This is a genomic window from Couchioplanes azureus (assembly GCF_014648355.1).
Classification (GTDB): domain Bacteria; phylum Actinomycetota; class Actinomycetes; order Mycobacteriales; family Micromonosporaceae; genus Actinoplanes; species Actinoplanes azureus.
Map to the genome: position 1 here is coordinate 325,680 of NZ_BMQY01000001.1, position 14,165 is coordinate 339,844.

Annotated in this window: 14 protein-coding genes; 8 read left to right on the forward strand and 6 right to left on the reverse strand. The window is 73.6% G+C overall.

Going from position 1 to position 14,165, the window contains the following annotated elements; genetic code table 11:
• Window positions 1-250 precede the first annotated feature (250 nt).
• The 3 genes from IEY99_RS01555 to IEY99_RS01565 form a co-directional block, all read right to left on the reverse strand.
• Window positions 251-853 carry an alpha/beta hydrolase family protein gene (locus tag IEY99_RS01555; RefSeq protein ID WP_229798000.1) on the reverse strand — a complete coding sequence of 201 codons (603 nt, stop codon included), beginning with the start codon at window positions 851-853 and terminating at the stop codon, window positions 251-253.
• A 293-nt stretch (window positions 854-1,146) separates the two neighbouring features.
• Window positions 1,147-1,542, reverse strand: a complete 396-nt coding sequence (locus IEY99_RS01560; RefSeq protein ID WP_189198852.1) for a WhiB family transcriptional regulator — start codon at window positions 1,540-1,542, stop codon at window positions 1,147-1,149.
• A gap of 246 nt (window positions 1,543-1,788) precedes the next feature.
• Entirely contained in the window at window positions 1,789-2,475 is a 687-nt protein-coding gene (locus tag IEY99_RS01565; protein WP_189198853.1) for an SOS response-associated peptidase, read from the reverse strand.
• 320 nt (window positions 2,476-2,795) lie between these two features.
• On the opposite strand from IEY99_RS01565, the gene aroA reads away from it, so the two are divergent.
• From aroA to IEY99_RS01595, 6 genes are all read left to right on the forward strand, one after another.
• On the forward strand, window positions 2,796-4,088 hold the full coding sequence (gene aroA / locus IEY99_RS01570; RefSeq protein ID WP_189198854.1) for a 3-phosphoshikimate 1-carboxyvinyltransferase: 1,293 nt from the start codon (window positions 2,796-2,798) through the stop codon (window positions 4,086-4,088).
• Entirely contained in the window at window positions 4,061-5,164 is a 1,104-nt protein-coding gene (gene rsgA, locus IEY99_RS01575; RefSeq protein ID WP_189200509.1) for a ribosome small subunit-dependent GTPase A, read from the forward strand. The genes aroA and rsgA overlap by 28 nt, the downstream gene beginning before the upstream one ends.
• A gap of 17 nt (window positions 5,165-5,181) precedes the next feature.
• Entirely contained in the window at window positions 5,182-5,985 is an 804-nt protein-coding gene (gene hisN, locus IEY99_RS01580; protein ID WP_189198855.1) for a histidinol-phosphatase, read from the forward strand.
• Window positions 5,986-6,034: 49 nt separating this feature from the next.
• Complete coding sequence (locus IEY99_RS01585; RefSeq protein ID WP_189198856.1) at window positions 6,035-6,934, forward strand: hypothetical protein; 900 nt, start codon at window positions 6,035-6,037, stop codon at window positions 6,932-6,934.
• Window positions 6,935-7,074: 140 nt separating this feature from the next.
• On the forward strand, window positions 7,075-7,869 hold the full coding sequence (locus IEY99_RS01590) for an ATP-binding protein (protein ID WP_229798001.1): 795 nt from the start codon (window positions 7,075-7,077) through the stop codon (window positions 7,867-7,869).
• Between the two features lie 9 nt (window positions 7,870-7,878).
• A complete protein-coding gene (locus IEY99_RS01595; protein ID WP_189198858.1) occupies window positions 7,879-8,430 on the forward strand; it encodes a DUF5709 domain-containing protein in 552 nt (183 codons plus the stop codon).
• Window positions 8,431-8,470: 40 nt separating this feature from the next.
• Here IEY99_RS01595 and IEY99_RS01600 read toward each other — a convergent pair whose 3' ends face one another.
• On the reverse strand, window positions 8,471-9,100 hold the full coding sequence (locus IEY99_RS01600; RefSeq protein WP_189200511.1) for a response regulator: 630 nt from the start codon (window positions 9,098-9,100) through the stop codon (window positions 8,471-8,473).
• 19 nt (window positions 9,101-9,119) lie between these two features.
• Complete coding sequence (macS, locus tag IEY99_RS01605) at window positions 9,120-10,250, reverse strand: MacS family sensor histidine kinase (RefSeq protein WP_189198859.1); 1,131 nt, start codon at window positions 10,248-10,250, stop codon at window positions 9,120-9,122.
• Window positions 10,251-10,525: 275 nt separating this feature from the next.
• Here macS and IEY99_RS01610 point away from each other — a divergent pair, with 275 nt between their 5' ends.
• Together IEY99_RS01610 and IEY99_RS01615 are read left to right on the forward strand one after the other, a co-directional pair.
• A complete protein-coding gene (locus IEY99_RS01610) occupies window positions 10,526-11,599 on the forward strand; it encodes a carbohydrate-binding protein (RefSeq protein WP_189198860.1) in 1,074 nt (357 codons plus the stop codon).
• A gap of 107 nt (window positions 11,600-11,706) precedes the next feature.
• Window positions 11,707-12,924 (forward strand): glycoside hydrolase family 16 protein, encoded by a 1,218-nt coding sequence (locus IEY99_RS01615; protein WP_189198861.1) that lies wholly within the window; start codon window positions 11,707-11,709, stop codon window positions 12,922-12,924.
• Here the strand turns inward: IEY99_RS01615 and IEY99_RS35055 are convergent, their stop codons facing one another.
• Window positions 12,925-14,157 carry a chitosanase gene (locus IEY99_RS35055; RefSeq protein WP_189200513.1) on the reverse strand — a complete coding sequence of 411 codons (1,233 nt, stop codon included), beginning with the start codon at window positions 14,155-14,157 and terminating at the stop codon, window positions 12,925-12,927.
• Window positions 14,158-14,165 lie beyond the last annotated feature (8 nt).

Genomic DNA, 14,165 nt, shown 5'->3' on the forward strand with positions numbered 1-14,165 from the left:
CGTGCGCGCGACGGCGCCCGGTCAGCTGGCCTCCGTACGCGCGGCGCCGCCCGGTCAGCTGGCCTCCGTACGCGCGGCGCCGCCCGGTCAGCTGGCCTCCGTGCGCGCGGCGCCGCCCGGTCAGCTGGCCTCCGTGCGCGCGGCGCCGCCCGGTCAGCTGGCCTCCGTACGCGCGGCGCCGCCCGGTCAGCTGGCCTCCGTACGCGCGGCGCCGCCCGGTCAGCTGGCCTCCGTGCGCGGCGGCGGCCGGTCAGCTGGCCCAGCCGTGCCGGCGCAGCCACCCGGCCACGATGCCGGCCGTGGCGCCCAGGTCCCGGCGCAGGTCGTGGACGGCTCCCGGACGTACCTCGACCTCGATGGTGCCGGACGGCTCGGGCACGCCGAAGGGGTCGCGGTCGCCGTTGACGACCAGCGTCGGCAGCCCGGCGGGAAGTTCGCCGGCCCGGCTGCGTTCCGGCTTGCCGGGCGGGTGCAGCGGGAAGGCCAGCGCCAGCACGCCGGCGGCACCGAGTGCCCGTGCCGTACGGCAGGCGACCCGCGCCCCGCTGGACCGGCCGCCGGTGACGAGCGGCAGAGCCGGATCGGCGATCTCGGCCAGGACGGCGCTCCACGCCTCGTCCAGGTGACCGGCGGGCGCCGGCGCGCGGCGCCCCGCCACCCGGTAGGGCTGGGTGACCAGGGCGACCCGGACGGCACCGGCGACCGCCGCGTCGTGCACCGCCGTCAGGTCGGGCGCGTCGACGTCCCCGCCGGCGCCGTGACCGAGGACGAGCATGCTGAGGGGCGGGCCGGCGGGGTCCGTGACCCGGACCCGCGCCGGTCCGCGCGGGGTGTCGATCTCGAAGCTGCGCACAGCTCCTATGGTCACCGGCCGGCCGGCTCCCGCGTCGGCAGGCGCCGATCTTGCTCTTCCGGGCGACCGCCGCCAGGCCACCTGCCGCCGCCCGGCCACCAGCCGTCAGCCGCAGGCCACCAGCCGCTGGCCACCGGGCACCGGCCACCAGCCGTCAGCCGCTGGCCGCTGGCCACCGGCCGTCAGCCACCAGCCACCAGCCACCAGCCGCCGGGCACCGGGCACCGGGCACCGGGCACCGGGCACCGGGCACCGGGCACCGATGTTGCCAGGCCTGGTCGGTCCTCGACCGGCTACCGGCTGACCGGTTCCAGGGTGAGCAGGCGGCGATCCTGCTCGTCCTGGCCGTCGTCGACCGGGTCACCGTTCGGCTGCACCCGTTCCCGCCAGGCGATGAGCATCGCGCGGCGTTCGCGGGCCGTCGTGCCGCCCCAGACCCCGTGACAGTCGCCCACCTGCAGCGCCCAGGCCAGGCAGGGCCCCTGGACGTCGCAGGTGCCGCAGAGCGCCACCGCGCTCTCCGTGGGTTCGTTCGGAGCCGGGAAAAAGGTTTCCGGATCGACCGTCCGGCAGGCGCCCCTGGTCCGCCAGGCCTGGTCGGACCGGCGTCCCCGGATGGCACCGAGAAGCCTCGGGTCGCGCCGTGCGATGGCGACTTCGTGTGGACGCGGCATTCGAGCGCGTGTCATCAGCCCACCTCCCCCGTGGGTACCGGCAGAGTCGTGGCGAGGCGGCCCGCACCGTACGCACCGTCGCCACACCGGCGCTGGTTTCTATCGCACAGTGGAAGATCAGAACAAGGGTCCTATCGATCTCTGAACAAAACTTTCATTTTGATATGCGCCTATTACCGGGCAAATAGGCGGTCACGATTTGCCCACGCCTGGCCGATCATGTCCGCGCCGACCCCGCCGTGCCGCCCGGCCCGGTCGACCTCAGAAGAGCGTCGCTTCCGCAGCCGGAGCCGGCAGCGGTGTCGTCAACGCCGGGCCGTTGTTGCGGACGTTGCCGACGTCCGGGCGGACCGCCCGCACCTCGATCGCCTCCAGGGCCGCCTCGGACGGCGGCCGCAACAGCTCGCCGGGATCCCCGGCGCCGGTCAGCCACGCCGCCCAGCGCTCGGGCGGCAGGATCAGCGGCATGCGGTCGTGCACCGCCGCCAGCTCGCCGAGCGCCGCCGTGGTGAGCACGCTGCAGGTCAGCGCCTCGGCGCGCCACATCGTCCAGATGCCCGCGAAGGCCAGCACCGAGGAGTCGCGCGGGGTCATGTAGTAGGCCTGGCGTTGCTTGCCGGTGCGTACCCACTCGTACCAGCCGTCGGCCGGCACCAGGCAGCGGCGGCGCTGGAAGGAGGCGGCGAACGCCGGGGAGGTGGCCACCGTCTCGGACCGGGCGTTGATCATCCGGGCTCCGGCACGCGGATCGGTGGCCCAGGGCGGCAGCAGGCCCCAGCGGGCGTTGTCGACCACCCGGCCGTCGTGGCGCTGCGACATGCGGATCACCGGCACCGGATCGGTCGGTGCGACGTTCCAGCTCGCCGGCGGCGCCTCGGCCACGGCGACGGCGTCGAAGAGCCGGCCGAGGTCGGCCTCGCTCTTCGTGGTCGCATAGCGCCCGCACATGCGCCAGACCCTACGCCCGATGCCGGCACGCCCGCTGACCCGCCGCGTGCGACCCCGGGCGAGCGGGCCACGAACGCGGGCCACGCCCGGAAAGCGGGCCAGGCACGCAAAAGCGCGAAGCGGGCGGGACACGGAAAAGCCGGGAAGCGGGCGGGGCCAGGTAAAAGCGGGGAAGCAGGCGAGGCACGGAAAAGCCGGGAAGCGGGCGGGGCACTGACGCGGGCGAGGCACGGAAAAGTGAAAGACGGCCAGGCCCCCGAAAGCGCGGTGGGGCACGGGAAGCGGGCCGGGCGCGGCGGCTGTCACACCCGACCGGCAGAATGGGTGCCGTGACCGCAGAAGCCCGACCCTGGACCGCGCCCGTCGCCACGGGGCCCGTCGCCGCGACCGTGCGGCTGCCCGGCTCCAAGTCGATGACCGCGCGGGCCCTCGTGCTCAGCGCCCTCGCGGACGGCCCCGGCGAGGTCCATCGCCCGCTGCGGGCCCGGGACACCACCCTGATGGCCGCCGGCCTGCGGGCGCTGGGCGCCGGGATCGACGAATCCGGCGCGGAGGTCTGGACGGTCCAGCCCGGACCGCTGCGCGGCCCCGCCACCATCGACGTCGGCCTGGCCGGCACCGTGATGCGGTTCGCCCCGCCGGTGGCCGCACTGGCCGAGGGCACGGTCACGTTCGACGGCGACCCGCACGCCCGTAACCGCCCGCTGCGGCCGATCGTGGAGGCGTTGCGGTCCCTCGGCGTCGACATCGACTCGTCGCCCGCGGGCGGCCTGCCGCTCGTCGTGCGCGGCACCGGCGTGGTCGAGGGCGGCTCGGCCGTCATCGACGCCTCCGCCTCCAGCCAGTTCGTGTCCGGCCTGCTGCTGTCGGCGCCGCGTTTCGCCAAGGGCCTGGTGCTGCGGCACGAGGGGCCGCCGGTGCCGTCCGCGCCGCATCTGCGGATGACCACCCACATGCTGCGGGCGGCCGGGGCGGTCGTCGACGAGAGCGAGCCGGACGTCTGGGCCGTCGAGCCGGGTGCCCTGAGCGGGCGGTCCTGGCGGATCGAGCCGGACCTGTCCGGCGCCGCGCCGTTCTTCGCCGCCGCCATGGTCACCGGCGGGTCGGTGACGCTGGCCGGCTGGCCCCGGGACAGCTGGCAGCCGGTCGGCGCCCTCGCCGAGCTGCTCACCGGGCTCGGAGCCGAGGTGAGCCAGGGCGACGACGGGCTCACCGTGCGGGGCACGGGCACGCTGCGCGGCATCGACGCCGACCTGTCGGAGGTCAGCGAGCTGACCCCGGTCGTCGCCGCCCTGGCCGCGCTCGCCTCCTCGCCGTCCTCGCTGCGCGGGGTGGCACACATCCGGGGCCACGAGACCGACCGCATCGCCGCGCTGGCCCGGGAGCTCACCAAGGCCGGCGCCGCGGTGGTGGAGCATCCCGACGGGCTGGAGATCACCCCCCGGCCGTTGCGGGCGGCCACCTTCGAGACCTACGCCGACCACCGGATGGCCCACGCCGCGGCCGTGATCGGGCTCGTTGTCGAGGGGATCGACCTCACCGACGTAGCGTGTACGTCGAAGACGCTGCCCGAGTTCCCCGAGCTCTGGGCCGGCCTGGTGACAGGGAGCTGAAGCTGCCGGCGCGCAAGCGGGAGTACGACGAGGACGACGTCCGGGTCCGCCCGGGCCGGTCGTCGCGCCCGCGCACCCGGACCCGGCCCAAGCACGAGGACGCCGTCGCCGCGCTGGTGATCACCGTCGACCGCGGCCGCTACGGCTGTGTCCGCGAGGACTCCGACGGCGAGGACGAGATCGTCACCGCGATGCGCGCCCGCGAGCTGGGCCGCAAGTCCGTCGTGGTGGGCGACCGGGTGGCGCTGGTCGGCGACGTCTCGGGCGCGCCGGGGGCGCTGGCCCGCATCGTGCGCATCGCCGAGCGCACCTCGGTGCTGCGCCGCACGGCCGACGACGACGACACCACGCCCGAGGGCCGGCTCGAGCGGGTCGTCGTGGCCAACGCCGACCAGCTCGTGATCGTCAGCGCGCTCGCCGATCCGCCGCCGCGCACGGGCTTCGTCGACCGGTGCCTGGTGGCCGCGTACGACGCCGACGTCGAGCCGCTGCTGTGCCTGACCAAGGCGGATCTCGCCGGGCCCGCGCCGGTGCTGGACTACTACGCCGAGCTCGATCTGCCGTACGTGCTGGTCGAGCCGGACAGCGACCTGAGCGAGCTGCGCGAGCACCTCGCCGACCGCATCTCGGTGCTGGTCGGCCACTCCGGCGTCGGCAAGTCGACGCTGGTGAACCGCCTGGTGCCGGATGCCCTGCGGGCGGTCGGCGTGGTCAGCGCGGTGGGCAAGGGGCGGCACACCTCGACCAGCGCCGTCGCGCTGCGCCTGCCCCGGGTCCGCAGGAAGGGCGATCCCGGCTGGATCATCGACACGCCCGGGATCCGCAGCTTCGGACTGGCGCACGTGAGCGCGGAGAGCCTGCTGCACGGCTTTCCCGACCTCGTCGAGGGGACGGTCGACTGCCCGCCCAACTGCGGGCACACCGCCGCGGACGTCGACTGCACGCTGGACGCCTGGGTGGCGGCCGGCAAGGCGGACGCGCGCCGGCTCACGTCGTACCGCCGGCTCCTGAGCAGCCGCGCCGGCGAGCTGGACGTGCGCGACCAGCCGGGTGACGCCGCGCCGGGCGCCGGGTGATCGGCTAGCGTGCCGGCATGGCTTCGTACGCCGACGACCTCGCCCTGGCCCACCTGCTGGCCGACACCGCCGACTCCATCTCGATGGCCCGGTTCCGCGCCCTCGACCTGCATGTCGAGTCCAAGCCGGACCTCACCCCGGTCTCGGACGCCGACACCGCCGTCGAGCAGGCGATCCGGTCGACGCTGGCGCGGGCCCGGCCGCGCGACGGGGTGATCGGCGAGGAGTTCGGCAGCGCCACGGCGCCCGCCGGCGCGGGCAACCGGCACTGGGTCGTCGACCCGATCGACGGCACCAAGAACTTCATCCGCGGCGTGCCGATCTGGGGCACCCTCATCGCGCTCATGGAGGGTGAGCGGCCGGTCGCCGGGCTCGTCTCGGCGCCGGCGCTGGGCCGCCGCTGGTGGGGTGCGCTGGGCCACGGCGCGTATGCGGGCAAGCACCAGCGCGCCGCCACCCGGCTGTCCGTCTCCGCCGTCCGCAAGCTCGGCGACGCCAGCTTCTGCTACTCCAGCCTGCCCAGCTGGGAGGAGGGCGGATACCTGGAGCCGATGCTCGGCCTGATGCGCGACAGCTGGCGGAGCCGCGCGTACGGGGACTTCTACGGCTACATGCTGCTGGCCGAGGGAGCCCTCGACGTCATGGTCGAACCGGAGCTCTCGCTGTGGGACGTGGCCGCGCTGATCCCCATCGTCACCGAGGCCGGGGGCCGCTTCACCGACCTGGCCGGGCACCGCGCGCCCGGCGACGGCAGCTCCATCGCCTCCAACGGCCACCTGCACGAAGAGATCCTCGAGCGGCTGGCCCGCGGCCGGGCGTGACGGACCGTTCGTCCTCCGGGCGCGGGCGTCGCTGGTCTATTCTCGCTCAGTGATGTCCGCCGGCTGGTTCTTCCTCGCAGCGATGATCGCCGCGTACGGCGTGGCGAACATGCTGCAGTCGGTGGCGGCGGCGCGGACGAGCGTGCATCACACTTTCGACCCGCAACTGCTGGTCCGGCTCGCTTGTCACCGTACCTATCTGCTCGGGCTCGTCTGTCAGGTCCTGGGGTTCGTCCTCGCCTTCCTGGCGCGCCGCGACCTGCCGCTTTTCCTGGTGCAGGCCAGCGTGGCGGCGGGGCTGGGGGTGACGGCGCTGCTCGGCGTGCTCGTGCTGAAGTGGAGTCTGCCGCTCGCGGAGGTCGCGCTGCTGGCGTTGCTGCTGGGCGGCATCACCGCGCTCGTGCTGTCGGCCCAGCCGGCGCATTCGCGCCAGCTCGGCACGTCCGGCGTGGTCGGCCTGGCGGTCGCGGTCGCGGTGATCGCGGTGCTCGGCTTCTTCGCGGTACGCCTGCACGGCGCGCTCGGCTCCGTCGTGCTCGGTTCCCTCGCCGGCATCGCGTTCTCGGCGGCGGCGATCGCGGCCCGGCCGCTGGCGATGGCGGACTCGGCCGGGGACTTCGTCTCCGACCCGCTGCTCTACCTGCTGATCGCCCACTCGATCGTGGGTCAGCTCCTGCTCGGCCTCGCCATGCAGCGGGGCTCGACCACCGCCGCGGTCGCCGCGATGGACGCCGCCGGCGCGGTGCCGGCGGCGATCGTCGGTCTGCTGCTGCTCGGCGACCGGATCCATCCGGGGCGGGAGTGGCTGGCCGGCGTCGGCTTCGTGGTCACTCTCGGCGCGGTCATCGCCCTGACCCGCTACGCCGAGCCGCAGCACCACCACGCGACCGTCCGGCCGTCGTCGGGGCGCCGGGCCGAGGGAGCGCGGCTGCACCCTGCCGCCCGCTGAGACGTGCATGAGCGGCGGCGCTCGGGGTACAACGGAGCGCATGACCATGCCTCGCTTTTGCACCAAATCGGGCAAGTCACCCTAAACCTCCTCCGCGCGGGAATGCGAGTGCCGTACGCGTTATGCACAATGGAGCGATCATGTCGAGCGAGGTCCGACACCTGGTGGACGGCGGGCAGACCTATCCGGTCGTCCGGCTGTCCGGGGTGCTCGACGCCGACTCCGCTCCCGCGGTGGGCGAGGCGCTGCTCGACGTGCTCGCCGGACAGCCCGAGGCGCTGGTCGTCGACGTACGCGACCTGACGGTCGGCCAGCCGGAGGCGGTCGTCGTGCTGCGCGACGTCGCCCACGCCACGGCCGACTGGCCGGGCGCCCACCTCGTGGTCTGCGCCGCGGGCGACATCGCCGGCTGGCACGGCAGCGGGCTGCCGATCTGGCCGAGCCCCGAGGAGGCGTTCACGGCGCTCGGCCGTCCCGCCCCCGGGAACTTCCTCTCCATCGGCCTGCAACCGGTCGTGGGCGCCGCCCGGCAGTCCCGGGAGCTGGTCACCGAGGCGTGCGCCCGCTGGGAGCTGCCCGACCTGGCCGGGGCGGCGTGCATCGTCGTCACCGAGATGGTCAACAACGTGGTGGCGCACGCGCGGACGGAGATGACGGTCCTGCTCGCGCTGCACGGCGCCGCCATGAGCGTGGCGGTGCGCGACCGGTCCCCGGTCACGCCCCGGTTCACCGGCGGCCCGGTGCCGGTGACCTCGTACGGCGGCCGCGGCCTGCTGCTGATCGACTCGGTGGCCAGCCGCTGGGGCAGCCTCGCCGTGCCCGGCGGCAAGGTCGTGTGGGCCGCCCTGGACGAGGACGATCCCGCCGACGGCGCCGAGAGCCTGCCGGCCGGCGAAGTGCAGACCACAGGCATGGCAGGCCACACCCGGGGGTAATCACCGGGTATGCGAGACGACGACTTTCCCACCGCGGTCTCCGACCCGGAAGCTTCCGGCCTGCCCGATACCGCGGACGACGATTCGAACGCCTACGACGCGGTGGACAGCCCCCGCTGGGCCGACGGACCCGACCCCGCCGCGCTGGCGGGCGTGGGACCGGGCGGCGCCAACCACTTCGGCGAGACCGCGGAGGAGCAGCGCGAGGGCGAGTCGCTGGACCGCCGCCTGCGCCAGGAGGAGCCCGACTTCGGCGCGCAGGACCCGCCCCAGCCGGAGTCGTACGCCGAGACCGTCGACGACCCGGAGCAGCGGCGCCTGGCCGCCGACGTCTGGGGCGAGAGCCCGACGTCGGACCCGAACTCCGCGATCTCCCTGTACGACGACGGCCAGCTCGACGACGACGTACCGCGAGCGGTGGGCCGCCTGGTGGAACCGGACGAGGGCTCGGGCTTCGACGACGAGCCGGACAGCGTCGCCCGCGACGTGGGCATGGCCGGCGGTGGCGCCACGGCCGAGGAGGCCGCCATGCACGAGACGACCGCCCCGAACTACCACTGACGGCCTTTCGCGCCCCCGCGCCTATCCGCGGGGGCGTGCGCTAGTCCAGGCCCTTCTCAATGGCGTAGCGGGTCAGTTCCACCCGGTTGTGCAGTTGCAGCTTTCCCAGCGTGTTCTGCACGTGGTTCTGCACGGTGCGATGGCTGAGAACCAGCCTTTCGGCGATCTGCCGATAGGAGAGGCCCTTGGCGACCAGCCGCAGCACCTCGGTCTCCCGCTCGGTCAGCTTCGGCGCGGTCCCGTCGTCCCCGGCGGGCTCCACCGCGAGCCGCCGGAACTCCCCCAGGACGAGACCGGCCAGCCCCGGCGTGAAGACCGTGTCCCCGGCCGCCGTCCGTCCCACCGCGTCGAGGAACTCGGCCTGCGCCGCCGACTTCAGCAGATAGCCGGAGGCTCCCGCCTTCACCGCGTCGAGCACGCTCTGCTGCTCGCCGCTGGCCGACAACATCAGCACCCGGACCCCAGGAACGGCCTCCAGCAGGCCGTTGATGACCTCCACCCCGGAGATGTCGGGGAGCTGGAGGTCCAGGACCACCACGTCCGGACGGGCCGCCCCGGCGATGCGCACGGCCTGGCGCCCCTCGCCGGTGGTCGCGACCACGTCGTAACCCGCCGCCGCGAGGTCGCGGGCCACGCCGTCGCGCCACATCGGGTGGTCGTCCACCACCATCACCCTGACTGCCACGGGGTCAGCCTAGCGAGGCCCGGGGCACGGTCAGCTCGACCTCGGTGCCCTGACCCGGCGCGGACACGATGCGTACGGTGCCGCCGAGGTCGGCGACGCGTCCCCGGATGGACTGCGCGACGCCGAGCCGCCCCTGCGACTCCGCCTCGGCGAGCCGGTCCGGCGCGATGCCGCAGCCGTCGTCGCGGACGCTGACGGTCACCGACTCCGGCTCGTCCTCGACGAGGACCCACACCTTCGTCCCGGGCTCGCAGTGCGTCGTCACGTTGTCCAGCGCGGCCGCCACGGCGGCGGCGATCTCGGTCGCGGCCCGGGACGGCAGGCGGACCGGGCCGGCGGGCGCGGCCACCGACACCGTGGCCGACGCGTACGGGTCGAGCAGCATCATGAGATCGACGTCGGCGTGGTCGTCGGCGAGGTCCGCGGTCCGCCCGGTGACCAGGGTGCGCAGCGCGGCCTCCTGCTCGCCGGCGAGCCGGGCCAGCTCGCCGGCCTCCCCGTCGAGGCCCGCGCCGCGCCGCTTGACGAGGGCCAGGACCTGGAGCACCGAGTCGTGGATGTCGCGGGCCAGGCGCTCCCGCTCCCGGGTGGCGGCCTCGAGCGCGATGGCGCGTTCGAGGCGTTGCTGGGAGATCTCGGCGATGCCGACCAGGTAGCCGACGGCCAGGGCGGCGAGCAGCATCAGCACCGTGCCGGTGAACGCGGCCTGGTCGTAGTGGTTGCGCACGACGAGGTCCGTGGCGCCCATCGCCAGCGCCGCGGCGATGCCCCAGCGCCGGCCGCCGGCGACGGCCCAGGCGATGACCGGGGCGACGTGCCAGGCGACCGCCAGGGTGGGGCGACCGGCCTTGAGTGCGTCCGGGCCGACGATCACCGCGCTGGAGGCCATCACCCCCATGGTGACGAGCAGGTCGGCCACGAGCAGCGGCGGCTTGCGGCGGGACGGCTCCGCGTACGCGTACGTCGTGAAGACGGTCCAGGCCGCGGTGAGCGCGAGCACCGGCCAGGCGAAGAGCGGCCGTTCGTACGCGCCGACGTTGCGCACGACGAGGATGCCGACGTAGACCAGGGCGGTGATCCGGTACACGGCGATCGCCCGCCACAGGGGCGTCTGCAGCCCGCTGGTCTCCGTCATGGGCAGACCCTACTCATTTCGCAGTCGTGGTGAACGAATTGCCGGTCCGCGCCGTACTCGATGGCAGGAGCGGACCGAGCCGGGCGGGCGGGGACCGGGCGCCACATTCGAGATCAAATCAGGCACCGAAGGGACGACCTCCACATCTCGATCCGGACAGGAATGAGAAAACCCGAATGTTCTTATGGATTCGCGGATGAGCACTTGACCTTTCCGCGGGAATCTTCTTAGGTCTCACTGACGCATAAGTACCCCCGCCCACCGGAGGTCCCCCCGTGCCGCGACACAGCGCGCCACTCAAACCTGCCTGGATCCGTCCCCGGCTCGTCCTCACGCTCGCCGTGGCGAGCGCGGGTCTGGTGACCGCGATCTGGCTCCCGACCCGCAACGACAGTGCGGACGCGTCGGAGTGGCGCCGTACCATCCCCACCATCCCCTCGCTGGAGGAGTTCTCGGACGAGTTCCGTGGCCCCGAAGGCAGCACCGTCGACCCGCAGAAGTGGTTCCTGCGGACCGCCACCACCGGCAGCGGTCTCACCTTCCGCCAGAGCACCCGCAACGCGCGGCTCGACGGCGACGGCAACCTGGAAATCGTGGCCCGCGAGAGCGAGCGCAGCGGCCTCACCTCGGCCCAGCTCGTGACCAAGAGCATGTTCCGCCGCGCCTCCGGGCAGGTCGAGGCCAAGATCAAGGTTCCCGGCGACGGCGACGGCCTGCGCCCCGCGTTCGCCCTGTTCGGCGCCGGCGGCACCAACGCCGCCGTCAACCTGCTCGCCGACCCGGTCGAGGACGGCGACTTCCACACCTACACGCTCGCCTGGAGCCCGGAGTCGGTCGCCCTGTCCCGCGACGGTGAGGTGCTCCAGCAGATGGCGCCGCCGCAGAACGGGACGGACCAGCTGTTCCGGCTGACGCTGAGCCTGTTCGTCACCGACGCCCGCGAGGCGGACCTGCCGGCCCGGATGGAGGTCGACTTCGTCCGCGTGGGTGCCTCGCCCGAGGCCCCGCAGCAGTCGGCCCCGCCGTCGTCGCCGGCTCCGGAGACCACCGCTCCGGAGACGACCGCGCCGGCGACCACCGCTCCGGCGACCACCGCGCCGGCGCAGAGCCCGACCACGCCGCCGGTGGAGGAGTCGACGACTCCCCCGGCCAAGACCGAGCCGCCCGCGGCCCCGCCGACGACGTCCGCTCCGGCCGCCGCGGCCGCCAAGCCGTGGAAGACGTTCACCGACTACAAGGCCGGGGACGTCGTCCGCTTCAAGGGCAAGGACTACCGGGTGCTCGAGGCGCACACCGCGCTGCCCGGCTGGGAGCCGACCACTTTGGTGAGCCTCTTCAAAAAACTCTGAGCAGAAGGAGCCTCCGGGGTTCCGGTACCGGCCGTTCATTGACTGACGTCAGTCGATTTGTAAAGACTGCGTAAACAATTGAACGGCCTCTTACCCCGGAGGTTCCCATGCGCACCCTGCTCGCCGCGGCCGTGGTCGCGGTCACCCTCGCGGGCGGCCTGGCCGCCACCTCCCGCACCGATGCCGCCCACGCCGCCGTGGGCGGCATCACCTTCTCCGACGAGTTCAGCGGCGCGGCCGGCACCCCGGTCGACCCGGCGAAGTGGAAGTTCGACCTCGGCGGCAGCGGCTGGGGCAACAACGAGCAGCAGTACTACACGAGCTCGACCAGCAACGTGAGCCACGACGGCCTGGGCCACCTGGCCATCACCGCGCGCCGCGAGAACCCGGCCAACTACCTGTGCCACTACGGGAGCTGCCAGTACACCTCGGGCCGGATCCTGACGGCGGACAGGTTCGCCCAGACGTACGGTCGCTTCGAAGCCGCCATCAAAGTCCCCAAGGGCCAGGGCATCTGGCCGGCGTTCTGGATGCTCGGCGGCGGCAACTGGCCGGCCACCGGCGAGATCGACATCATGGAGAACGTCGGCAAGGACCCGAACACGGTCTACGGCACGGTGCACGGCCCCGGCTACGCGGGAGCCGAGGGCATCGGCGCCGGCCGTACGGTCGGCACACCGCTGAGCGACGCCTTCCACACCTACCGCATCGACTGGTCGCCCGGCCTGATCGTCTGGTACCTGGACGGCACCGAGTACTTCCGCGTCACCCCCGCCAGCCTCGGCGGTGACCCGTGGATTTTCGACCACGATTTCTTCATGATTCTCAACGTGGCGGTGGGCGGCCACTGGCCCGGCTACCCGGACGCCACCACCCAGTTCCCGCAGACGATGCTCGTCGACTACGTCCGCGTCTCGGCCTGGACGGACGAGGGCAGCGGCGGCGCCACCGCCCTGCGATCGGCCTCCAGCGGCCGCTGCATCGACATCCCGGCCGCCAACCCGGTCGACGGCGCCCGGTTGCAGCTGTGGGACTGCAACGGCACCACCGCGCAGAAGTGGACTTCGCAGGGCGACGGCACGCTGCGCGCGATGGGCAAGTGCATGGACCCGGCGGGTGGCGGCCTCGGCAACGGCACGCCGATCCAGCTGGCGACCTGCAACGGCGACCCGGTGCAGCGGTTCACCCTCTCGGCCGCGGGCGACCTGGTGAACGTCTCCGCCGGCCGGTGCGTCGACGTCAAGGACTGGAACACCGCGAACGGCGCCCCGCTCCAGCTCTGGGACTGCGCCGGCACCGGCAACCAGAAGTGGGCCCGGGCCTGATCAGGCGGCGTAGCGGTCGCCGTAGACGCGCCAGGTCAAGGGCGCGTTGAGGTCCAGGTTGCCGGCGCGCAGGAAGGTGCGCTGGGCGGTCTCGACACGGCTGACGTCGCTGTGGGCCTCCTCCGTGCGCATCTCGCGGACCCTGGCGTCGAGGAACCTTTCCAGGAAGACCGTCTCGTCGCCGCCCAGTTTCGGGGTCTTGGCGGCCTGCAGCGCCGCGGCGCGGATCTCCCGGAGGCCGGACATGCCGTGCATGACCGCCGCGTCGTAGTACGCGAACTGACCCAGCGCCCGCAGTCCGTCGGCGACGGCCAGCGTGACCGCGGGGTCGAAGTACATGCGATCCCGCTCGTCCTCCTGGGTATTGCGGAACACCGGGTCGGCCGCGGCCGCCCGCCAGGCGGCCGTGAAGCCCGGGTCCAGCCCCTTGTGCGAGTCGGAGCCGTCGACCGCGCGCAGGGCCGGCAGGTACTTCGCGAGCTTGTTCCCCGGTGAGCGCCGGGTGTACTCGGTGACCAGCGCGAGCATGTCCGAGGTGCCGGAGCAGAAGCCGACGATCCCGGCCGTGTAGCCGCGGCCGTCGCCGATGTCCTCGATGTAGTCGAACTCCTCGCGCCAGTCGAGGGTGGAGTTCTCCGCGCTGGAGACGAGCCGGAGCGCGAGCTCCTTCTTGGCGGGGGTGGCGAGCCCGGCGGCGGCCGGCGGGACCGATGCCGACCTGGTGGTCACGGGTGCCGCGGCCGCCGCGGGCCCGGGTCCGAAAACCTGGAGCTCACGCAGGGAGAATCCGGACGCCTGCGCGCGCTGGGTGGCCAGCAGCCGCACGTAGCGACCCGACCCCCGGAGCCGCTTGATGTCGTCGATGCCCCCGTCGCCGCCGGTACGCCGGTGCAGGTCGGTCCAGGTCACGCCGTTGGCCGAGAGCTGCAGCCGGTACGTGCGCGCGAACGAGGCGTCCCAGATCAGCCGGACCCGGGTGATGGCCTGCGCCCGGCCGAGGTCGAGACGCAGCCACTGCGATCCGGGGTTGGTGCCGCTCGTCCATCGCGTGGTCGTGTCGCCGTCCACCGCCATGGCGCCGGTGCGGGCCGTGTCCTTCGCGCTCGATGCGAGAACCGCGTGGCGGCGGGACAGCAGGACGTCCGCGGAGGCGTCCGCGGTCATCGTGATGGCCAGCGGAACCGTGCAGACCGCCGCGACCCCGACGCCCAGCGCGACCATGTTCGCCCGCATCCTCACCC